A 20372-nucleotide genomic window follows, 5' to 3' on the forward strand; every position below is an offset into this window, starting at 1 on the left:
AAGCGTTAATGAAAAACCTGCAGCGAAGGCAGTGCCTTGCCGTGACAGTCAAACAGCGCCTGGTTTTCGCGGGCGTTTCCCTGTTTCCATTCGTCGTGGATATATTTCATGCCAGCAGGTGTAGCCCAGGTATTGCCTGGTGCGGGGATCCACGCGGGCTCCCAATAGACCACGCCCTTGCCGCGATGGTCCGGCACCGCCAGCACCGCCTTAATCAGGTCATGCAGGTATGCCGCCTGACCCGCGACGCTGCCGGGGTAGCCACCTGCTTTCTCCTCTTTAGCCTGGAAGCTGTTTTCAGCATTGTCACAGTTTTCCAGCGTGTAGCCATAAGCGGCCTCCACCACCATGACATCCTTGTTGTAGCGCCGGGAGATATCATCCATGTTGGCTTTCAGAGCGCTGACAGGACCGTTCCAGTAGGTGTACATCGACAGACCAATCACATCGAACGGGACATCACGCTTAACGATTTCATCGAACCACCAGCGGAAAGTGTCATTTTTCGTGCCCTCGGCCAGATGCAGCATGATCTTCACCTGATGCGGATCGCTGAGGTTCTCGCGCAAACCGCTGATACCGGCCTTCAGCAAACCCGCCAGCCGATCAAACTCGCCGCCGTTCTGGCCCCAGCTCTTACCTTCTGGCCAGAGCATGCCGCCGTTAAGTTCGTTACCAATCTGCACGATATCCGGCATTACACCTTCCGCTTTAAAGCGGGCGATGGTGTCGCGCGTGTAGTCATGCACCTGGGTTTCCAGCTGCGGAAAGGTCAGCGACTGCCAGGCTTTGGGCTTGAACTGCTTGCCGGGATCGGTCCAGAAATCACTGTAGTGAATATCGAGCAGCAGCTTCAGTCCCGCTGCTTTGACCCGCTTCGCCAGCGCCAGCGTGGTCGCCAGATCGTTGCCGCCACCACCGTAGGTGTGACCGCTGCCGTCGGTGGGATCGACCCACAGCCGCAACCGGATGGTGTTGATACCACTGGCTTTCAGAATGGCGATGGCGTCCTGCTGCTGGTTGTCTGCGTTGTAAAATTTCGCGCCCTGCTTCTCCAGCTCAGCCAGCGATGAGATATCTGCTCCCTTGATAAAATCGGCTGGCCACGGCCCGGCAGAGGCGATGACAGGCTGATCGGCGGCGAGCAGCGGTGTCGCCCAGGCCAGTGCCAGGGCGAGAATCAATGTTTTTGGCGTCATGATTTATCCTTTAGTACTGCCTGAGGCGAGGCCGGAAACGAAGTATTTCTGCAGGGCCAGATAGAACACCGCGACCGGCACGGCGATCAGCACCGCGCCAGCTGCATAAGTGGTGTAACTGGCACCCATTTTTTGTGACACCAGGTTATAGAGGCCAATGGGCAGCGTGAACTGCTCCGGCGTACGCAGAATGGTGCTGGAGAGAATAAAATCACCCAGCGGCCCGGTGAAAGAGAACAGCGCCACCACCGCCAGAATCGGCTTCGACAGTGGCATGATGATCTCCACGAAGATGCGGAAATTACCTGCCCCGTCCATGCGCGCCGACTCATCCAGATCTTTGGGAATCGAGTCGAGATAGCCCTTCATCAGATAGGTGTTCATCGGGATCATCCCGCCGACATAGATCAACACCAGCGCCAGATGGCTGTTGATTAATCCCAGCAGCTGCGACAAGACGAAAATGGCGATGAGCGCCGAAAACTGCGGGATCATCTGCAGCAGCAGAAACAGCATCAGGCCGTTCTGCCGCCCCTTAAACCGAAAACGGGAAAAGGCATAGGCGGTGCAGCTGACGCTGATCAACGTCAGCACCATGGTCAGAAAACTGATTTTCATCGAGTTCCAGTACCACGTCATATACGGCACCGTGCCATTGAACAGGTCGCGGTAGTGCTGCAGCGACGCATTCTCCGGAATGATCGAACTGCTGAGCAGGCTGTTACCTGCATTCAGTGATGCCCCCACCGTCCAGACCAGCGGATAAATAATGATGGTCGAGACGGCCAGCACCACCAGCCAGGTCAGCGACAGGCGTATCCACCTTTCGCGTTTAATACTGCCGGACTTCGCCATACTTGCTTCCTTACGCCATCTCATCTTGTTTGAATGACCGGGTCGCGCGGAACTGCCACAGCGCCAGACCTACCACGAAAATCGACAGCAAAATGGTGATAGTGGCGGCAATCGCATATTGCGACGACGACATGGTGAGCTTGTAAATCCATGACACCAGGATATCGGTTCCGCCGGCATTCGACCCCGCCACGGCCGGACCGCCGTTGTTAAACAGATAGATGATGTTGAAATTATTAAAGTTGAAGGTGTATTGCGTGATGATGATCGGCGCAATGGCGTAGAGCACCAGCGGCAGCGTGATAGTTTTCAGCCGCGTCCAGGCACTGGCGCCGTCCATGATGGCGGCCTCATAAAGGTCATCCGGGATCGCCTGCAGGACGCCGGTTGTCATCGCAAACACAAACGGGAAGCCCAGCCAGGTCTGCATCATGATCAGCGCCGTTTTGGTCCAGAACGGATCGGTCATCCAGGCTTTAGGCGCGATACCAAAGAAGTCGAGAATCGCGTTGTTGATCACCCCAAAGCTGTCGTTGAACATCCCGGCAAACACCAGAATGGTGACAAAGCCCGGCACCGCCCACGGCAGGATAAAGATGGTGCGGATCAGCGGCTTAAAGCGCAGGTCTTTCTGATTCACCAGAATCGCCAGCATCACGCCCACGGTGCACTGCAGCGTCGTCGCCAGCAACGTCCAGACCACCGTCCATTGCAGCACGTCAAAGAACGTGGAGCGCCAGATCGACAGCGTGAAAATGTTGATGAAGTTTTTGAACCCCACCCAGTCCACCAGCTTCGCCGGGGGCGTGTGATAGAGGTTGTAGTTGGTGAAGGCGATGGCGAAACCAAACAGAATCGGAAACACCACCACGAATACCAGCAGAATAAAGCCCGGCGAAATCATCAGATACGGGAAGCCGTCGCGCAGCAGTAACTGATACTGCTGTCGCACGCTGTTAAGCTGCTGGCCCCTGTCGCGCCTGGCGCCATTGACCCACGCATCGCGCACAGACACGCCCCATACCGCGACGCCGAAAGCGGCAATCAGCACGCTGATAATCCCCTCAGCCAGCAGGAAAATGGAGTTATCGCGCGGAACTGATTCACCCAGCGTATACAGCCCCCAGAATCCTTCACGCAGAAAATCGTGGAAGACGCCGGTAAAGCTGCTGAGCAGAATCAGAAAGCACAACCCTTTCGCCCACTGGCGGTGGTAAAACTGGCCAAAGCCAGGCAGCAGTGCCAGCAGCGCACCGGTGGTCGCATGACGACGCGGCGGCTTAGCCGTCACCAGATGTTCATCGGAAGATATAGCCACACTCTGATCCTTATCCTGTACGGTCATCCCGCGAACCCGCATTACTGGTTGCTGGCCTGCATCGCTTCAATCTGCATGGTGATCTGCTTCACCGCGTTATCCAGCGCCGCTTTTGGCTCCTGCTTGCCTGAAACGCTCAGCTCCAGCGCCGCATTGGCCGGCCCCCACACTTCCTGCATCTCTGGTACGCCTGGCATGGCTGACGCACGTGCCGCCTGCACTGCGACCGCATTGGCCTTCTCATCATTTTTAATAATCGGATCGTTCATCAATGCTGTAACGGGCGGGATCTCCTGCGTTTTCTGATAGCGCTCTTTCACATACTGCGGCTGGTTAATAAAGGTGAGGAATTTCTGCGCCAGCGCCTGATCTTTACTCCAGGTGGACACCACATAGCCTTTTACACCCAGGAAGGAGCTCATTGGCTTGCCGTTGGGCAGTAATGGCAGCGGTGCCACGCCATAGTTGATACCGGCAGCCTGATAGGGCTGGAACGCCCATGGCCCGTTAATCACCGCCGCCGCTTTCTTCTCGGTAAACAGGGAGTCGATAGCGTTCAGGCCGTTGTCGCCCATGATGCCGCCTGGCAGTAATCCTTCGCTGAAGAAGCGCTTGAGGTAAGTCACCGCCTCCACGCTGCCTGGCGTGTTCAGCCCGATATCTTTAGTGTTAACCGCGCCTTTAGCGTCTTTGCCAAAGATGTAAGACCCCATTGGCGCCATCACGCCCCAGCTGTAGTAAATCTGGTCAAACTTCGCGAGCAGGCCATACTGTTTTGCCTCGCGCTGCTTCTGCGAGAACACACGATACTCATCCAGGGTTTTCAGCGGCGCAGGCAAAAGATCTTTGTTGTAGATCAGCACCAGCGTTTCAACCGCCTTGGGGACACCATAGACCACGTTGTTCTGAGTAAAAGCCGCCATCGCTGACGGGGTGTAGGCGCTCTGTTCTGCCGTGTCGATTTTCAGTGGTGCCAGCAGGCCCTGCACGACTGCGCTGCCAAGCTGGTCGTTGGGGATCACCAGCACATCGGGTCCGATGCCTGCCGGACCATCCAGCCGCAGCTTTTCGATCTGCTGTGCAAACGGCATCTCCTGTACTTTCACTTCAACGCCAAACTGTTTCTGAAAATCGGCGATCGCCGTTTTAATGCCGTCTGACTTTTTAATGTCTTCCCAGACGGTAAGTTGCTGAGCGGCCCAGACGGATTGATTAAGCATCAATGCTGACAGGAGTAGCGTAACGCTGATTTTAATTTTCATTGCTGGCCTCGTGTGAAGGTATGACATTTTTAGCTGTCATTTGCTGTTGTTCTTTTTTCAGACACACGCTGAATAAGGATTTATCAGGCATGTGAAGAGTGGATAACGTATCGCATTTGAGCCATAAGCTACGCGGAACAGGTGCTGCGCTCCAGCCCGTTTGCACCAATGTGTGATCGGTATTACAGAAATCAAAAACAGCGATAGGGTGCACTCTGGCTGAACGTTATAGTCAACACAGGCACCATCAGGGCTGACGTGAAAAATGATCAACTGTTATACGTCATACATTTTAGCCGCCAGACATCTTGTTGTGAGGATTAGCATGTCCAGTATCAGATTGAGGAACGTCACCAAACGCTTTGGTAAAACAGAAACGCTGAAAAATATTGCGCTCGATATTGAGGCCGGTGAATTTGCCGTCTTTGTCGGTCCATCAGGCTGCGGTAAATCCACGCTGCTGAGGCTGATTGCCGGTCTGGAAGAGATCAGTGAAGGCGAGATTTTGATTGGGGATGAGGTGATGAATGATGTCGCACCCTCGCACCGCGGCGTGGCGATGGTGTTTCAGAGTTACGCGCTCTATCCCCATATGACGGTGGCGGAGAATATCGGCTACGGTCTGAAAGTGAACGGTCTGCCAAAGGCGCAGATTCAGCATCAGGTGGAGATGGTGGCGAAGACGCTGCAGCTGGCGCATCTGCTGGATCGTAAACCTAAACAACTTTCTGGCGGGCAGCGTCAGCGTGTTGCGATTGGCCGCGCGATTGTGCGTAATCCTCGGGTGTTTATGTTTGATGAGCCCTTGTCGAACCTGGATGCGGAACTGCGTGTCGATATGCGGCTGCACATTGCTAAGCTGCATCAGGAGCTGAAAACCACCATGGTCTATGTGACACATGATCAGACGGAGGCGATGACGCTGGCCGATAAGATTGTGGTGATGAATTACGGCAAGGTGGAACAGGTCGGTTCGCCCATGGAACTCTACTACAACCCGATTAACCGCTTTGTCGCGGGCTTTATCGGATCACCTAAGATGAATTTCCTGCCCGCGCGCGTGGAGCAGTGTGGCCCCTCCGGGCTGGTCGCCCTGATAAATGACGGCGAAAACCGGCTGCAACTCCCCTCACCAATCCGTCAGCTGCAGCCCGGTGATGAGATCACGCTGGGTATCCGGCCGGAACAGTTACAGATCAACGGCGATGCGCCACTGAACATCGACTTCCACTGTGAGGTGGTTGAGCGACTCGGCAACAACACCTATCTGTTTGGTCAGAGCCACGGCCACGACGGCTTCAAAATGCTGCTGCCAGGTGATGTGCATTTCCGCCCTTATCAGACGCTGCGTCCGTCTTTCCATCCGCATCACTGCATGGTATTTGATGCCGAGGGCGCACGCATCAGTACGGATATTGAAATGCCTCAGGTGCGTGCGGCCTGAAGTGAGTATCTGGGGGAGATAACGAGAGGCCGGAAACGGCCTTTTATGTTTTAAGGCCTGGAAAAAACCGGGGACAGAGAAGGCATTACCGGCTGAGTAAACGCATGACTCACCCGTAATCCCTTCTCTTACTGACCCGCTGTCCCGGCTTATTTACCAAGAATGTTATTAACCGCTTTCAGGTGGCCAGCTTTATCTTTGTGATTTGAAACCACCTGAATAACGGTGAATTTCTTGTTGGCAACCGCCAGCAGCGTCGCCTGTTGAACATCATTACCCCCCATTTTGTCAGTGGCTTCAATGTGATAAACGGGCAGACCATTGTCATTCTCAGTTTTCTCACTGATCACCGTATAAGAAGGTGACGCCTGCTTCTGCTTGTCTTTGATAGACTTCCCGCCTTCAAGAAAATCAGCGTCACTGCCACCGCGCGCAATCAACGGGATCTCTTCTTCGCCAATGATCAAGACGCGTTTTTCCTGCTTGTTTACATACATGGTTCCAGGTCCACCGCCCGGAACAGGCTGCTTTTCATAACCCTGCAGGTTGAAAGTCTGTTTGCCATCCAGCAACGAGATCGTCTGATTCTGCGTGTTTGCAGCCTGTGCTGTTTTCGCTTCGGCTGCTGATGCGATCATCGGGGTGCTGCCAAGTGCAGCCGTCAGGCAGAGCGCACCCATAATGTTTAATGATTGACGTAATTTCACCGTGAACTCCTTCGTGTAGTGGCTATTTCCATTTCACTGACACCGAATCGGGTGTCGGCGAGGCAGAGGCGTTATCGGGTCAGGTCGTAAATACAGATCCCTGAACCGAGCAATAACAAAATTATCGGCCAGTAAAGAACGGGGATAAAAAAGAAGTTGTGGGCTTTTTCGGGGGCCATCATCGGCTCACTTTTGGTCGCCGTTGCGATGGAGTCCAGCCATTTTTCCTGCCGGAGCGCCCAGACGAAGAGCGCACAAAAGAGGGCAGCAACGATGAGCGTTGCGCCTGTCGCCCATAAATGCGCGACAAAAAAACCATCGTAGTAATAAAAATCCAGCACCCATTTACACAGCAGATAAGCAGCACAAATTAATAGTGCGACAAAAAACCCGACTCCGCTCCAGGCGATCATATTTATATCCTATAGATGGGTGAGGAACGAGAAATTATTTTCTTGAAATTAACATATTTTTATCATTGTAGCGATATTTTCTTTGGTGCTAATATTCTCCCTGCCCCGTTCAGGGCATATCAGCCCGATTCGTTATAAAACGCCTGATGCCGCCAGGATTATTTCCTGAGGTTGTTGCTTATCCCGGATCCAGTGTGCCATTAATATTGCTCGCCGGATGCGGCACTGCTGTTTGTTGCACTGCGCTATTATTTTAGTGTGAATGAATCGCGGCTGAGAAATCGCGTTTTTTAACATTTGCATCGGCTGTTTCGGTGGGAGACATTTATGCCGCTGTCATCCGGATGAAACAGTATGGTGATCGTCAGATTTCGTGTAAAGCATGGAGGTTCATATGGAACAACTCACTGAAAATAATGGTAAAGAGAACAGATCTAAAGAATACAGTGCGAGGTGGCAGGCCCGCTTTGATTTTTTCGACCGTTATGGTGCTCCCAGTTCACCCGGCTTCAGACAGGCACTGAAGCAACTGCCTTTCAGGCAAAAATTCAGAGTTAACATGAATTTAATTGCCTTCGTTCTTTGGCCCGATTTATCTGTTTGTACTCGGCCTGTGGAAGAAGAACATCATGCTGATTTTAATTATGATGGCTGTTTATATTATTTTGATCATCGCTTTAGCGATAGCGGGCATGGAGTTCCCACGATATCTTCAGGGCGGCCTGGCCTATGGCTTTAATGCACTGTACGGCATGAGTACAAATTACAATTATTACCTGAAAGAGCGAAAAGGCGATAACGGCTGGAACCCCTTTAAAGGGATGCGCTGGTAATTTTTTTCAGCGCAACTGGCAAAATATAAAATCTGGTATAGGGTCATCAGGAAGGCAGCTTTTTAAACTTCATGGCGGAGGCTGACCAAAATAAATAATAAACTTTAACTCAAATTATCGGTGTTATGCCTGAGCAACGTGAGCCGCCCGAAGAATAGCGAACGGGCAATGAAAAACATCCAGAAATATTTTCCGGGATTTTCAAAATGAGTTCAGACTGGATTATAATCTCATTGCACTCATTACACTCTCTCTGAAGCGCTTACGTGCCCCGCACGGCATAGTCGGGGCCAGGATATTCTTGTTGAGAACTTCCTGATGTCAGCAGCTTCTCCCTTTCACTGACATATAGGATGTTATTATTTTGAAATCATTAACGGAATTGAAAAAGGGTTATCTGAAGGTATTTCTCTGGCTGCTGTTCACACTGTTTCTGGTACCTGTTATTACTCTGGTTTTTGCTGAATACGGCAATGCGCAACTCGATCAGCAGTACACCCAGTTCTTTATGAACGATGCGCAGGAGCAACATCAGGATACCGGCAAACTGCAGACATTTTTGCAGCAGAACCCGCCGTCCAGCGTCTGCGGCCCGGTCGATGAAAATCTGCAGGATTACAAAAACGCCGTCTGCGCACCGCAATCCGAGTTGTGGCAGTTCTACATGATGGATAAAGTGGCTTTCTGGACGCTGATCGGCAGCGGCGTTGTCCTGCTAATGGTGCTATTGTTCAGTGCGCTGGCTTTTAAAAGCCGCCAGGGACAGGTGATCAGTCTGGCGCTGGCCCGCAAATTCCTGATGCTGGCCTGTTCACTGGAAGTTATGGTTCAGGGCGGCATGCTGGTCTGGCTCTCATTCTGGGGTACCGCTTTCTTCACGCAAACCTACTATCCAAAGCTGGTGATGGCCGTAGGCCTGCTGGTGCTGGCCGGCATGTATTACATGATTAAAGGCATCTTCAAAAAACTCCCGCCGGAAGAGAGTATTGAAGGTGAAGTCGTGACCCGCGAAGCCGCTCCGGCACTCTGGTCACAGATTGATATGCTGGCCGCCAGAGTTGGCACCACGCCCCCCGATCATATCGTTGCGGGCATCGATACCAACTTTTACGTGACGGAAGCCCCACTCAGCGTAAACGGACACCCGCTTACCGGTCGTAAACTCTATGTCAGCATTCCGCTGCTGCGTCAGCTCACCGTTGCGCAGGCTGATGGCGTGATGGTCCATGAGCTGACACACCTGCATGAAGGTGACACCGCTTCCGGCGCACTGCTGGGACCGAAGCTGCATCGCTTTGACCTTTACATGCAATTGATGGGTCAGAATCTGGCAACACTGATCGTGTACTATCCGCTCTACCTCTATCGCATGCTGTTTGAACTGGCATGGCAGCGCAACAGCCGTGAACGTGAGTTTGTGGCGGATCGCAATGCCTCAACGCTGGTCTCCCCCGCCGCGATTATCGAATCGCTGATCAAAGTATCCGCCTATGCCAGTTACCGCAGTGAAGTTGAGCGAAACTTCTTTAATAACCGGACGCTGCATGAAAATGAACTGGGGATCAGTAAAGCTATCGCTGCCGGTCTGCCTGAGCATGTCGCGTCTCCGGACTTTATCAGCGTTGTCCGCGAACAGAATGTGCCGCACCCCTTTGACTCACACCCGCCGCTGGCAGAAAGGATGCGCAACGTCGGATACAACATTGACGAAGCCGACTATGCTGCGGTCGCCGCCGATTTCCCGGCCAAGAGCTGGGTTGATTTGATGCCGGTTGCCAACGAGATCGAGCAGCAGTTGTGGCAGAAATATGAACGCGACTTCTCTTCAGTGCATGAGGAAAGCCTGGCCTGGCGTTATCAGCCTGAGGGTGAGATGGAAACCGCGCTGGTGCTGAAGCATTTCCCCAATGTGCCTTACACGCTTAAAGATGGCTCGCAGATTGTCATCACCTGGCAGGGCATCGTGTCACCGAAAACCGCCGAACTGCTGGAGTGGGATAACGTAAAAAACATCAATGTCATTCGTAATTTCGGCCGGGATAAGCTCTACCTACAGCATGAGCAGCCGAACGCTAAAGGTAAAAAGCGCAGTGAGATCCCCTTACCCGGCCTGAAGAAAGAGATTGAAGCCTTTAAAAATACTCTCGGCCTTTACTGGCATCGCCATCAGACAGTCAGGGCGTTAATGAAAGAAGAATCAGCCGAAGCGTCGCCAAGCGCATAAGCCGTTTGTCATCGGCTCCCTCATCGCAGCTGATAAGGGAGCCAATGCGAATATCCATTTCCAGTCTGTATTTCTGACCACATAAAGAAAGGACCGATCGTGTTTAAAAGAGCAAGCAGTGCCAGCATACCCGCGATGAAGGTGACTGCCCTTGTGCTGCCTGGCTATCCTGTTTACCTCACCCAATCCCGACGTGGCCGGAATGACAAAAGCGATTGATGCTTACAGTACACTGCTGAATGAGGCAGAAAAGGCAACGGCCAGCGAAGCGGGCAAGCCATTAACCTGCTCCATCTTCCAGGAGAGTGCTGAAACCTTCCTGAAAGACTGCAAAGATCGCATGCGTCGGGTCCGCGATAAAACACCTTACAGTACGGGGGATCACATAGCGCTTAAAGCAAGCAGACGCTGGGCGAGCAAGGCGCTTTACTTGTGAATCAGCCCCGGCTTTACCCGCTTTTCGACCCGTTACGCGAATTCTGAGCGATGTCGATTGTTCCGCCTGGTCAGCATGCCGCCTGGTGTCCCTACCCTTTTCGCACGCCTTTCAGGAGTATCTGCGTGGCATCAGAAGCTTTTCCGGCGCGTGAACAGACCAGCCCGAACTCACGGTGTACCGCAGGGATTACCGGCAGCACGGTCAGGCCGCGCAGCTCCGCTGGCAGAGCAGATTCCGGCACCAGTGCAACCCCCATCCCTTCTCGCACCAGCAGGCAGGCACTGATCCAGTCGCGGACTTGTACCCGCACGTCGGTAAGCTGATGGCCCGCCTGTTCGATCAGGCTTCTCCCATTCACCACGCAGCCGCCTGTCGCAAGCACAAAGGGCTGGTCTGCCAGTTCCTGCAGGGTGATGCCGTTCGCGCTAGCCTGCGAAGAGCTGGCAGGCATCACCGCAACCCAGGCGTCCTGTCCTAATATCACGTCAGCACGTCCGGGCGCGGGGTTCATCACCACCCCAAGCTCAACGGTGTCTGCTGCCAGCCACGCCTCCACTTCCTCATCAGTCCCTTCAAGCACCACCACATCCATGTCCGGATGCAGACGCTTAAAGCTCCGCAGCAAGCCAGGCAAAAGTATAGAAGTGACCGAGGGGAAGCTGGCAAGCCGGATACGTTCGCCTTTTAAACCCCTGTGCGCATCAGCCAGTTCGCGAATAGCATTGAGCTGCGCCACCATCGTTCGGGCATGTTCAATCACCTGCTCACCCAGGGCGGTTATACCGATGTGACGACGCTCCCGCACGAACAACGGGAACCCCAGCGAGGACTCTAACTGGGCAATCGCCTGACTGGCAGCAGATTGGGTCATGCCCGTCGCTTCAGCGCCGCGCGAGATGTTACTGGCATCAGCCACCGCCACCAGCAGGCGCCAGTGTTGAAGATTCATCACAGTCATCAGTAACCAGGCTTATAGTTAATTTATTAAACATTAATTTTACAGCAACAGTCAGACTGAGCACAGTGTATTCAGACACAACACACGCTACCCGCTTTCAATGTTATCGGAGAAAAGATGAAACTCTACTACGCCCCGGATACCTGTTCGCTTTCGCCCCACATCGGGCTGCGCGAACTGGCAATAGCGTTTGAGCTGGTTAAAGTGGACAACAGGAGCAAGCTCACCGCTGACGGGCATGACTTTCGCTCAATCAATCCCAAAGGCTATGTCGCTGCGCTGGAACTGGATGACGGGCAGATACTGACGGAAGGGCCAGCGATTGTGCAGTATCTCGCTGACCTGAAACCAGAAAGCAAGCTGGCACCGCCAGCAGGAAGCTGGGAGAGGGTTCGTCTGCAGGAGTGGCTTAACTTTATTACCAGTGAAATTCATGCGGGGTCTGCGCTGCTGTTTAACACGTCCCTGCCCGACAATGTTCTGACGATTTTTCGCGAGAAGCTGTTCCGGCGGTTCGATTATCTGCAGACTTCGCTGACCGATAAAGCCTTTCTGATGGGGACGTCGTTCGGCGTTGCTGATGCCTATCTGTACACCGTGCTGGGCTGGTGCAAATTCTTCAACATTGAACTGGCGCGCTGGCCAGCGCTGGTGGCTTATCGGACGAGGATCAGCGCGCGCCCTGCTGTTCAGGCGGCATTACTGGCAGAGGCGTCGCAGTAAGCGCAGCAAAGCTGCAAGGCCGGGTTCCGGAGTGGGCAAAAACTATCGTTTCACACGCGATGGGTTAGTATCACGGGACTCATGTTTCAGCAGGGAGTCGGCTTTATGATTTACAGCGAGAAGGTGGAAACCGCTGTCATCCGGCATGCCGGTAAGGATTTCGAGGTCACGCTATTAAGGGCGAAAGAGGCCAGGCAATGCATCCTTTTCGCAGCCGGTGCTGGAGGAAGTCCATTGCGTCATCTGGCGCTCTTGCAGACCTTTAACCGGAATGGTATTGCGGTGGTCGCACCGCATTTTGATCGGTTGACCTCACCCACACCCTCAAAGATTGACCTGCTGGATCGTAGCCAGAGGCTTGCCCTCGCTCTGGATAATTTTGGTCATGATTATGAATCGATTGCCGGTGTCGGGCACTCCCTCGGCGCCGTGATTCTGTTGATGCAAGTCGGCGCGGAGGCGTGGACCCGAGCCGGAGAGAAGGTGACTTTTGCAGGCAGTCAGGTTTTAAATCAACTGTTCCTGTTAGCGCCTGCGGCGGACTTTTTTAAAGCCCCCTCGGCACTCGCATCCCTCAATATGCCGGTGAAGATCTGGACAGGCGAAAAGGACACTCTGACACCGCCGTCGCAAGCGCTGTTTATGCAATCAGAATCAGAAACGGTAATTGATGTTTACGTGGTTAAGGATGCGGGCCATTTTACTTTTATGAACACGCTGCCGCCGCACATAATAGATACCCACCCTTCACGCGAATCATTTCTGCTCAGTCTGGGCGAGGAGATATCCCGTTTCGTCACGGATTATCAGGCCTGACCCGATAAAGAAACACTCTGATTAAACCGAGCCCTCTTTTTCAATAACCAGCACGCGTGCGATGCCCTGTGGGCGCGCGATATGCTCGGTTCCTTCACTGGCGTAAAAGATATCACCGGCGTTGAGAACACGGCTTTTAACTTCGCCCTGTTCCTTATATTGCATTTCAACGCATCCATCCATGACAGCAAAAACTTCCTGTCCATCGTTGATGTGCCACTTGTAAGGCTGATCGGTCCAGTGAAGTTTCACGCTGACATTATCAAAGCTGGCAATATGCAGTGAGTCCCATGCTCTTGAGCCAGTAAATTCTTTACTGCTAAAAAAATTCATCTTTTCTCCCTCAACAGACGTGCTTTAGCGTCATCAATATCAGAGAGAGTGGATGGATTCTATGCGTCCGCTTTATGTTGTCCTGATCTGTCCCCTGATTGTCTGTTTAAGGGCAGGTGAACACTAAATAATTAATTAAATAGCGTAAAATACCGGGCAGAAAGAGCAGGGTAAAAGCCTGTATTCATTCTTATTCCAAAAGGTCTGTCATCGATGAGTCTGCAAAACCTCTATCGTTCAACAAACGAGAACACCACCGCCATCTGGGCGAAAAATGCAGGAGTTGGGGATATTAAAGAGGGAAACTATTACGATCCCGTCAGGCTGGCTCTTGCCTCGGGTATACAGCCCCCTGTTTCTCTGGATGCCTCGCGTCTTATTGGTGAATTGCAGCAGCTCACAAAAGATGACTCACTTGCTGATGTTCTTCCCCCGGAGGGTTTCCATTTTACCTTCCTGCCCCTGACTCTGCCGTTCATGAACGAAAACGAGCCACTGCCAGGAAAAGTGGCAGAATTGACGAAGATCTGGACTGGATTTGATGCAAAACGAATCGTTATACGAGACCTTCGCTTGGTTGCGTTGCCCAGCCAGTTGTTGCTGGCGGGAATCCCTGACAGTACTGCAATCGCTATGCGCCAGTCCTTCTGCGAAAGCGTTTTGAATTCTCAATGGAAGAATGAATTGCAAATGCGTCACAGTGGCAGCCCATTACCTGCCCCTTTCTGGCACAGCACCCTTCTGCGCTACGGCGCCGATTTTCTACCCACCTCTCTGCGTCAGTATATTTTTGAACGCCAGTCCGTTAATTTTGGCGATGTTACCGGGGATTTAAAATTGGCGAAGGTCAACTATAACTGGACGATATGTTATCCATTGACGATTTAATCAGGGCTATTTCTCGCTTCCACCAGCCTGATGACGTTCAGCCAATGCCGCCTCATTGACATCATGTCACTTTTTACCTGAGGAAAAATTCCAGGGAAATTTAAAAATCTGCCGAGAGCTGCCGATAACCTCAGGTATCGACACTCTGTACGCAGGAAACAACATCCATGTCACCATCCGACATTCATAGTAAGCATCAGGAAATTGGCGAAATTACGGCGCGTGCTGGCCACATCCTGCGGCAGCTTCGCGACAGTCTGCAACAGCTGGGGCTTGATAAAACCATTGCCGATGTGGCGGGAAGCATTCCGAACGCCCGTGAAAGGCTGGGTTATGTCGTCACAATGACCCGCGAAGCAGCAGAGGGCGTAATCAACAGCGTGGAAATCACGCAGCCGCTGCAAACTGAGCTGGGAGAAAAAGCGGAGAAACTCACACAACGCTGGGATGCCACTTCCGGGACGCTGTCAGACAAAGAACAGACCCAGGCATTAGCTACAGATACCGTTGCCTTGCTGAATGACGTCCCTCGTGTCACGGGTCTGACACAACAGCAGCTGCACGCGATAATGATGTCGCAGGGTTTCCAGGATCTCACAGGACAAATTGTGCAGGCGATGATGGCCGTGCTGAACCAGGCGGAGCAGCAATTGATACAGGTCATCCGTGATAACGCAGGCTCACATAGCAGCGCCGAACGTAATGCGCCTTCTAAACCTGCTTCCGCATCAGAAACGCCTGCCAGTCAGGATGATGTGGATGACCTGCTGGCCAGTCTGGGCATGTAGGTCGACAGAAAGAGGCCAGGCGAACTCTCACGCCTGATAAAAAAAGGATTTGCGCCAGAGCAACCCGCCGGTCTTGATGTGAGCCCGTATTGTGCCAGAAGCGGACATTGCAAAGATCAATGTTTCAAATAAGCCGATAACGGGCTATGCCAGGTGGACTTCATTGACCGTGCTCCATCAACTCCAGCGTCTGTCCATCGGGGCTTTGTAAATAAATTACTCTGGTTCCCTGCATGGGACCTGATAAGACTGTCTGAGGTTTACCTGGTGTTTTCCAGCCATACTCCGATACTTTGCGCAAGAGCGTATCCAGATCCTCAACTATAAACGCAAGGTGAGCATAGCCGGGGATGTAGGGTGCTGAGGGTTCTGCTGGCTGTTTAATGTTATCGTATTGGAGTAATTCAATTTTGATGCCAGCCAGCTCAAGCAACGCCATTCGTACATCAGCCCCCCTTGCGCCTGTAACTTCATCAATGATGGGCCCAGACATTTTCCCTTCGCGTAATAACTCCCCTCCGAGAATATGAGTCCAGAAGAATAATGACTCATCAATGTTTTTAACTGAAAAACCGACGTGATCCACTCTTCTTATCATGAAGTTACCTGCTGAGTTTAAAAATTAAGCACCAAACTATCTGAAATCTCTGCTGTAGTACTTCACGATAAGTGCGAAGTTAGTTTACTCATTAAAACATATAGTTAAGGCTGACCTGACTGAAATATTTCTGATTATCCAGCGTGAGAGCTATGCATATTTATTAATCCCTGAGGAAAATTACGGGACTGCGTTGCAAGTTTTTATTAATCAGAGAGGTCCTGCGATCTTTCGTTTTTTGCTCATAGCGGACCTTGCAGTACGTAGGTCTGCTTTGTGCCATAAGCAGATGTTGTCGCCTTACTCGAATTAGATAGTTATGCTTAAAAATTTTATGGCACATGCAAAAGGCTCGTAGAATAAAACTCACCAGGAAAAGGGATGACAATCATGCTGGCCTGCTCCAAAAAAACTGACTGGCGGCGTTATGTCCTTATTGTCAGGATGCCCGTCGCAGGTCGTCATGAGGATGCTGTGCCTGAAGCCTGTTTTGCAGTCAAGCCTCGTGCCGAAAATTTTAGCGGGTACGGTGCATCAATAAAGCTGCTCAGACAAAGAGAGAGTTATGGCGAACATTATTGACGATAACTGGATTAGGATATCTGTGATATCAGCAACATTTAGTAGTCTCGTGGGTTCATTACTGGTTTTAATCTATCTTTCCCTGGGGAAAGACAGTGCACCGGTAATGGGCCTCATATTTATTTATTTTTTCATCGTTACGATGAGTATTATTGGGACCACGATGGGAACAATGATAATCGGCATGCCATTAGCGATGATTTCGAAGCGATTTTATCCTGATGCCGCCCTGAAGGGGAGCTTTTGTATTGTGTACTCTGTGCTCTTCATGTGGCTGTTTATACTGGCATGGCCTGTTATCAGGATATGTGAGGCGTCTTATTCGGATATTTTGCTTTTAAGCCCCTATGCTTTCTGTTCAGCTGCTGCACTTGCTTACCTGGTTTACTGGGAATGATGCGTATACATCAGATAGTGCAGACCGAAGGTAAACGGCGAACGCGCCGCCTGGCATGAACGCTGTTCAGCATATTTAATGTTGTTCCGGGCTCATGCATTCTATAGCAAAGCCCGCATTTAATTTTATATCTGCCTGCATAGCACTGTTTGTCTGGGGTAAGGAGCGTAAATGGCCAATGTCATCATTTTACCTGTTCACCTGAAGTAGAGGTCAGGCCTGGGTTGTTTACCATCCTATCGACTTGCACCGGCTGAATTCAGTCTGTGGAACAATGAGCGCCATATGATTTTCTGCCATGCACTGTTTAAAAACCTCCTTTTTGTAATCCCCTGCCTGTAAACCCAGCAGGGTGCTGGTCCGTTCGGCTGCGTTTTTTTCAATGTAATAGCCACAATTTTCTTTGAAATACTTAGCGTTATCGCTCCCAGAAATCGACCGTCTCAGCCGGGCTTCAACTGTATTAACGGACTTATCCTGTGGTACGGCTTTTGCTGATTTCAAGCCAGAATAGAGTGGATTGACCAGTAATTTCTGTGCAAATCGTTGATTTTCGGCGGTTAACTGGCCGGTTTTACACAACTGCAGATAGACCTGCGAAAGGCGTTGCTCCTCAGCGTCGGCAGCATGAGTGCATTCTTCCTGGACTTGTTCATCAGACTTAGCCGGATGTTTTTCAGTGGATCTCCAGTAACTATTTTTAAAGTCCGGAACCGTGCCTTCAAAGCTGCCAAAAGGGCATAATGCACTGGCACAACCCAGTAAAAACATGGGTACGCACGTCAGCATCAGAATACGTAACAGGTGAAAGGTTTTAAGACTGCTTTTATTCATATTATTCTCATTTTATTTAGCTTCGGAGAGAAGGTACGGACAATGTAATTATTTTGACAGACTGCGTTCAGATGAGGCCCGGTCTTCTGCACAGAGTAACATAATCGGGGCAGACCTCGCTTTTTAGGGCAAGTTCGCATATCGATCTAAGTAAAGAAGGGGGCGTGATATTTTATCAATTCTCACTCTCACACCGACTGCGTGCTATTCTGTTTCCTGCCTGCACCTTTGCTGCGTGTCGTCAGAGTGTGGCCTCATTCATTAATTTCAGATAACGGTAACCCGATATATTTCTGCCGCTAACCACGCAGACGACCTTACGTCCACTCAGTTCTTTTGCATAACGAAGGACTGCCGCAATTGCAGGTGCTCCCGAAGGTTCAATAACATGGCTGTGCTGATTCAGCATTAACAGCATCGCTGCTTTGATCCCGGCTTCTGAAACAATAAGAACACGATCAACGCGGTCGCGTACAAGGGGCCAGGTTATTGCTTCAGGCTCAATATAGCCACTGATGCCTTCGGCGATTGACGGGGATAATTCAACCGGGATCGTTCGGCCAGCCTCTTTCCAGTGTGCAAAAGTCGGGCTGGCTTCACTTTGAATTGCCCACACTTCGGCTGCAGGGTTGATAGCTTTGACGGCCGTCGCAATACCTGACGCCAGCCCGCCGCCGCCAATATTTACGAGAATGACGTCAGCGTCTGCCCAGTCTTCCATTATTTCCAGACCGACGGTGCCGGCTCCGGCTATCATCTGCTCATTATCGTAGGCGGAGACAAACGTCGCGCCGGACTCCTGCGCAGCCACAATCGCGGCCTGTCTCGCCTCTTCAATATTTTCAAAGAACGTAACCTGAGCACCATAGCTTTTCATTGCTGAGACCTTAATCGGGTCTGCTGAATAGGGCAGAAATATGGACACCGGTACACCTGCTGCGTGACCCGCGCAGGCAAGCCCCAGTCCATGATTTCCCGCCGTCGGGGCAATGACGCCGGCAATGCGCTGGTCTGCATTAAGACTGGCAATGACGTTTGCAGCCCCCCTCAGTTTAAAGCTACCCGTATGCTGAAGACTCTCCATCTTGAGCCTGACCTCTGCTCCTGCAAGAGAAGACAGCGCCTGCGAAAGCTGCAGCGGGGTTCTGCAAACCGTTGTTTTGATGCGCGCGGAAGCAGCATAAATCGCCTTCAGCGTGACACTGTCCATTGGTCTTTGTGTGTGGTTTGTCATAATATGACCTCAGAGTTTATATAGGAAAATAACTATATAGGAGGTTGGCTATATGAACAATCCTGAAACATCAATGGCAGACCTTTTCCGCGCTCTCGGCAATGAGCACCGGCTCGTGGTGGTGGAGTGGCTTTCCGATCCCAGGTCATATTTTCCGGAACAGCAGGATGGCGATCTGGTCGAGGATGGGGTGTGTGTCGGGTTTATCACCGAAAAGATTGGTCTCAGTCAGCCTACCGTGACAGGCCATCTTCAGATCCTGGCCAAGGCCGGAATAGTGACCTCGAAACGTATCAAGAACTGGGTGTTCTATAAACTCGACCGTCAGCGGATGGATGAAGCAACCGTAATGCTGTCAGGATATGGGAAGCTTAAGACGGGTCCAAATTAACAGCCACAATCGGGCAGAATGTCCATAACGAAGCGAGCAAAACCGGTAAGTAGGTATACTTCGTTTATAGTACTCCTGCCTTTCAGAGGGACATATCGAATCATCGTTATCTGCCGTCATCTTATGTGCAGTTTAAACTTCAGAAACTACACTGGCTGATAACCATCCTGCAGGTCAGGGTGCGCTTTTCGCTCTTAGCTGACGTTCATCTGATTCCGTCCACCTCGTGTCAGAAGCGGACTTCTGGGCAGGTTTTACAACGTCAGTAATCTTCATTTTACTTTTCCCTCAAGAGTCCGGATTGCAGGCTTATCTATAAACGCTCGGCAAGACAGGCGTAACATCCTTGTTTTGCGTTATGAATATGGATATAGCTCACTGACGGGTCGTCGAAAAAAAGCTTCAGCAGCATTTCCGTATCCGCACCTTCACAGATATCTGCCTGTAACATCAGATGGTTTTCACCGAAGGCCCTTAATGAAAGGAGCCTGGCAACTATCGATTCTGGTATTTTATTGATGTATATACCTTGATCATTACATCCCTCCCACAGGTAAATTGCATGGGAGCCGTGGTAAGGAGTGTAGGCTGGCTGATAAGTATGATTGAGCAAAATCGCTGTTTCACCGACAGGAATATCTCGCAGTGAAATTCTGTCAGGATAACCGGGATGGCTGTCTACCTTTATTCTTAAAGCGCCGTGACGTTTTAAGTAGTCTTCGTCCTGCTTAAAAAGATGAATAAAGGGTTCAGCATTAAGCCCTGAAATTTTAAAACCCATATCTGCCTCCCGTTGTTGTCAGAAAGACATTACCTCTTTATTTTCATTTGCTGCTCGCTGTTTTCGGACAGGGAAATAGCTGATGTAAGGCGGGCCACGGGTTGGTCTCAGGTTACTGAGACCTGTGCTTTTCATGAAGCCTCTACACGACATTAAGTTAACCGCGAATCATTTCAAGGCACAGGAAGTCCGCTCTGTGCCAAAAGCGGACGTATCCAACATCTGCATGCATTAATCTTTATAGAAGAACTCTCACTGTATAACCATGCAGACGCGCCTAAATGATCAGGGGCGTTTTTTCACGATACGGACAGGGAAAGGTGCCGGAAACGGCCCGTACGCGTCAGAAACGCGT

At 51.4% G+C, this 20372-nt stretch carries 23 protein-coding genes; 11 read left to right on the forward strand and 12 right to left on the reverse strand.

Going from position 1 to position 20372, the window contains the following annotated elements; translation table 11 throughout:
• Positions 1 to 5: 5 nt before the first annotated feature.
• The 4 genes from LQK91_RS14660 to LQK91_RS14675 are packed head-to-tail and all read right to left on the reverse strand — an operon-like array spanning position 6 to position 4634.
• Entirely contained in the window at positions 6 to 1199 is a 1194-nt protein-coding gene (locus LQK91_RS14660) for a glycoside hydrolase family 53 protein (RefSeq protein WP_105099661.1), read from the reverse strand.
• A gap of 3 nt (positions 1200 to 1202) precedes the next feature.
• Complete coding sequence (locus tag LQK91_RS14665) at positions 1203 to 2054, reverse strand: sugar ABC transporter permease (RefSeq protein WP_003851665.1); 852 nt, start codon at positions 2052 to 2054, stop codon at positions 1203 to 1205.
• A 10-nt stretch (positions 2055 to 2064) separates the two neighbouring features.
• A complete protein-coding gene (locus LQK91_RS14670; protein WP_370640817.1) occupies positions 2065 to 3414 on the reverse strand; it encodes a carbohydrate ABC transporter permease in 1350 nt (449 codons plus the stop codon).
• A complete protein-coding gene (locus LQK91_RS14675) occupies positions 3414 to 4634 on the reverse strand; it encodes an extracellular solute-binding protein (protein WP_105099660.1) in 1221 nt (406 codons plus the stop codon). The genes LQK91_RS14670 and LQK91_RS14675 overlap by 1 nt, the downstream gene beginning before the upstream one ends.
• Positions 4635 to 4959: 325 nt before the next feature.
• Here LQK91_RS14675 and LQK91_RS14680 point away from each other — a divergent pair, with 325 nt between their 5' ends.
• Positions 4960 to 6078 carry an ABC transporter ATP-binding protein gene (locus LQK91_RS14680; protein WP_003851670.1) on the forward strand — a complete coding sequence of 373 codons (1119 nt, stop codon included), beginning with the start codon at positions 4960 to 4962 and terminating at the stop codon, positions 6076 to 6078.
• Positions 6079 to 6227: 149 nt separating this feature from the next.
• Here LQK91_RS14680 and LQK91_RS14685 read toward each other — a convergent pair whose 3' ends face one another.
• Both LQK91_RS14685 and LQK91_RS14690 read right to left on the reverse strand, forming a co-directional pair.
• Positions 6228 to 6785 carry a hypothetical protein gene (locus LQK91_RS14685; RefSeq protein WP_105099659.1) on the reverse strand — a complete coding sequence of 186 codons (558 nt, stop codon included), beginning with the start codon at positions 6783 to 6785 and terminating at the stop codon, positions 6228 to 6230.
• A 71-nt stretch (positions 6786 to 6856) separates the two neighbouring features.
• The gene (locus tag LQK91_RS14690; RefSeq protein ID WP_105099658.1) at positions 6857 to 7198 is read right to left on the reverse strand and encodes a hypothetical protein; all 342 of its coding nucleotides are present in this window, start codon (positions 7196 to 7198) and stop codon (positions 6857 to 6859) included.
• A gap of 629 nt (positions 7199 to 7827) precedes the next feature.
• On the opposite strand from LQK91_RS14690, the gene LQK91_RS14695 reads away from it, so the two are divergent.
• The 3 genes from LQK91_RS14695 (at position 7828) to LQK91_RS14705 (ending at position 10691) form a co-directional block, all read left to right on the forward strand.
• Positions 7828 to 8031, forward strand: a complete 204-nt coding sequence (locus LQK91_RS14695) for a hypothetical protein (protein ID WP_231001632.1) — start codon at positions 7828 to 7830, stop codon at positions 8029 to 8031.
• A gap of 364 nt (positions 8032 to 8395) precedes the next feature.
• Positions 8396 to 10255 (forward strand): M48 family metallopeptidase, encoded by a 1860-nt coding sequence (locus LQK91_RS14700; protein WP_039661351.1) that lies wholly within the window; start codon positions 8396 to 8398, stop codon positions 10253 to 10255.
• A gap of 193 nt (positions 10256 to 10448) precedes the next feature.
• Positions 10449 to 10691 carry a YiiG family protein gene (locus LQK91_RS14705; RefSeq protein ID WP_258317756.1) on the forward strand — a complete coding sequence of 81 codons (243 nt, stop codon included), beginning with the start codon at positions 10449 to 10451 and terminating at the stop codon, positions 10689 to 10691.
• A 91-nt stretch (positions 10692 to 10782) separates the two neighbouring features.
• On the opposite strand, the gene LQK91_RS14710 is transcribed toward LQK91_RS14705, so the two are convergent.
• Positions 10783 to 11643, reverse strand: coding sequence for a LysR family transcriptional regulator (locus LQK91_RS14710; RefSeq protein ID WP_105099829.1), 861 nt, complete (start codon positions 11641 to 11643; stop codon positions 10783 to 10785).
• Between the two features lie 126 nt (positions 11644 to 11769).
• On the opposite strand from LQK91_RS14710, the gene gstA reads away from it, so the two are divergent.
• Together gstA and LQK91_RS14720 are read left to right on the forward strand one after the other, a co-directional pair.
• Positions 11770 to 12375 carry a glutathione transferase GstA gene (gstA, locus tag LQK91_RS14715; protein ID WP_105099657.1) on the forward strand — a complete coding sequence of 202 codons (606 nt, stop codon included), beginning with the start codon at positions 11770 to 11772 and terminating at the stop codon, positions 12373 to 12375.
• 105 nt (positions 12376 to 12480) lie between these two features.
• The gene (locus LQK91_RS14720; RefSeq protein WP_105099656.1) at positions 12481 to 13191 is read left to right on the forward strand and encodes an alpha/beta fold hydrolase; all 711 of its coding nucleotides are present in this window, start codon (positions 12481 to 12483) and stop codon (positions 13189 to 13191) included.
• A gap of 21 nt (positions 13192 to 13212) precedes the next feature.
• Here LQK91_RS14720 and LQK91_RS14725 read toward each other — a convergent pair whose 3' ends face one another.
• Positions 13213 to 13524, reverse strand: a complete 312-nt coding sequence (locus LQK91_RS14725) for a cupin (RefSeq protein WP_003851688.1) — start codon at positions 13522 to 13524, stop codon at positions 13213 to 13215.
• A gap of 213 nt (positions 13525 to 13737) precedes the next feature.
• On the opposite strand from LQK91_RS14725, the gene LQK91_RS14730 reads away from it, so the two are divergent.
• Together LQK91_RS14730 and LQK91_RS14735 are read left to right on the forward strand one after the other, a co-directional pair.
• Positions 13738 to 14412 carry a hypothetical protein gene (locus tag LQK91_RS14730; RefSeq protein WP_105099655.1) on the forward strand — a complete coding sequence of 225 codons (675 nt, stop codon included), beginning with the start codon at positions 13738 to 13740 and terminating at the stop codon, positions 14410 to 14412.
• Between the two features lie 167 nt (positions 14413 to 14579).
• Positions 14580 to 15200 (forward strand): protein phosphatase CheZ, encoded by a 621-nt coding sequence (locus tag LQK91_RS14735; RefSeq protein ID WP_003851694.1) that lies wholly within the window; start codon positions 14580 to 14582, stop codon positions 15198 to 15200.
• Positions 15201 to 15360: 160 nt separating this feature from the next.
• Here LQK91_RS14735 and LQK91_RS14740 read toward each other — a convergent pair whose 3' ends face one another.
• On the reverse strand, positions 15361 to 15798 hold the full coding sequence (locus LQK91_RS14740; protein ID WP_008924790.1) for a VOC family protein: 438 nt from the start codon (positions 15796 to 15798) through the stop codon (positions 15361 to 15363).
• A gap of 381 nt (positions 15799 to 16179) precedes the next feature.
• Between LQK91_RS14740 and LQK91_RS14745 the strand changes: the two genes are divergently transcribed.
• Positions 16180 to 16380, forward strand: a complete 201-nt coding sequence (locus tag LQK91_RS14745; RefSeq protein ID WP_008924791.1) for a hypothetical protein — start codon at positions 16180 to 16182, stop codon at positions 16378 to 16380.
• On the forward strand, positions 16364 to 16777 hold the full coding sequence (locus LQK91_RS14750; protein ID WP_008924792.1) for a hypothetical protein: 414 nt from the start codon (positions 16364 to 16366) through the stop codon (positions 16775 to 16777). The genes LQK91_RS14745 and LQK91_RS14750 overlap by 17 nt, the downstream gene beginning before the upstream one ends.
• 228 nt (positions 16778 to 17005) lie before the next feature.
• On the opposite strand, the gene LQK91_RS14755 is transcribed toward LQK91_RS14750, so the two are convergent.
• Positions 17006 to 17611 (reverse strand): hypothetical protein, encoded by a 606-nt coding sequence (locus LQK91_RS14755; RefSeq protein ID WP_105099654.1) that lies wholly within the window; start codon positions 17609 to 17611, stop codon positions 17006 to 17008.
• A 241-nt stretch (positions 17612 to 17852) separates the two neighbouring features.
• On the reverse strand, positions 17853 to 18845 hold the full coding sequence (locus tag LQK91_RS14760) for a threonine ammonia-lyase (RefSeq protein ID WP_008924793.1): 993 nt from the start codon (positions 18843 to 18845) through the stop codon (positions 17853 to 17855).
• Between the two features lie 52 nt (positions 18846 to 18897).
• Here LQK91_RS14760 and LQK91_RS14765 point away from each other — a divergent pair, with 52 nt between their 5' ends.
• Complete coding sequence (locus LQK91_RS14765; RefSeq protein WP_003851702.1) at positions 18898 to 19236, forward strand: ArsR/SmtB family transcription factor; 339 nt, start codon at positions 18898 to 18900, stop codon at positions 19234 to 19236.
• A 313-nt stretch (positions 19237 to 19549) separates the two neighbouring features.
• Here LQK91_RS14765 and LQK91_RS14770 read toward each other — a convergent pair whose 3' ends face one another.
• Positions 19550 to 20017, reverse strand: coding sequence for a DUF1203 domain-containing protein (locus tag LQK91_RS14770; RefSeq protein ID WP_008924794.1), 468 nt, complete (start codon positions 20015 to 20017; stop codon positions 19550 to 19552).
• Between the last annotated feature and the right edge of the window lie 355 nt (positions 20018 to 20372).

It is taken from the genome of Pantoea sp. MHSD4 (assembly GCF_021043305.1).
Lineage (GTDB): Bacteria > Pseudomonadota > Gammaproteobacteria > Enterobacterales > Enterobacteriaceae > Pantoea > Pantoea eucalypti.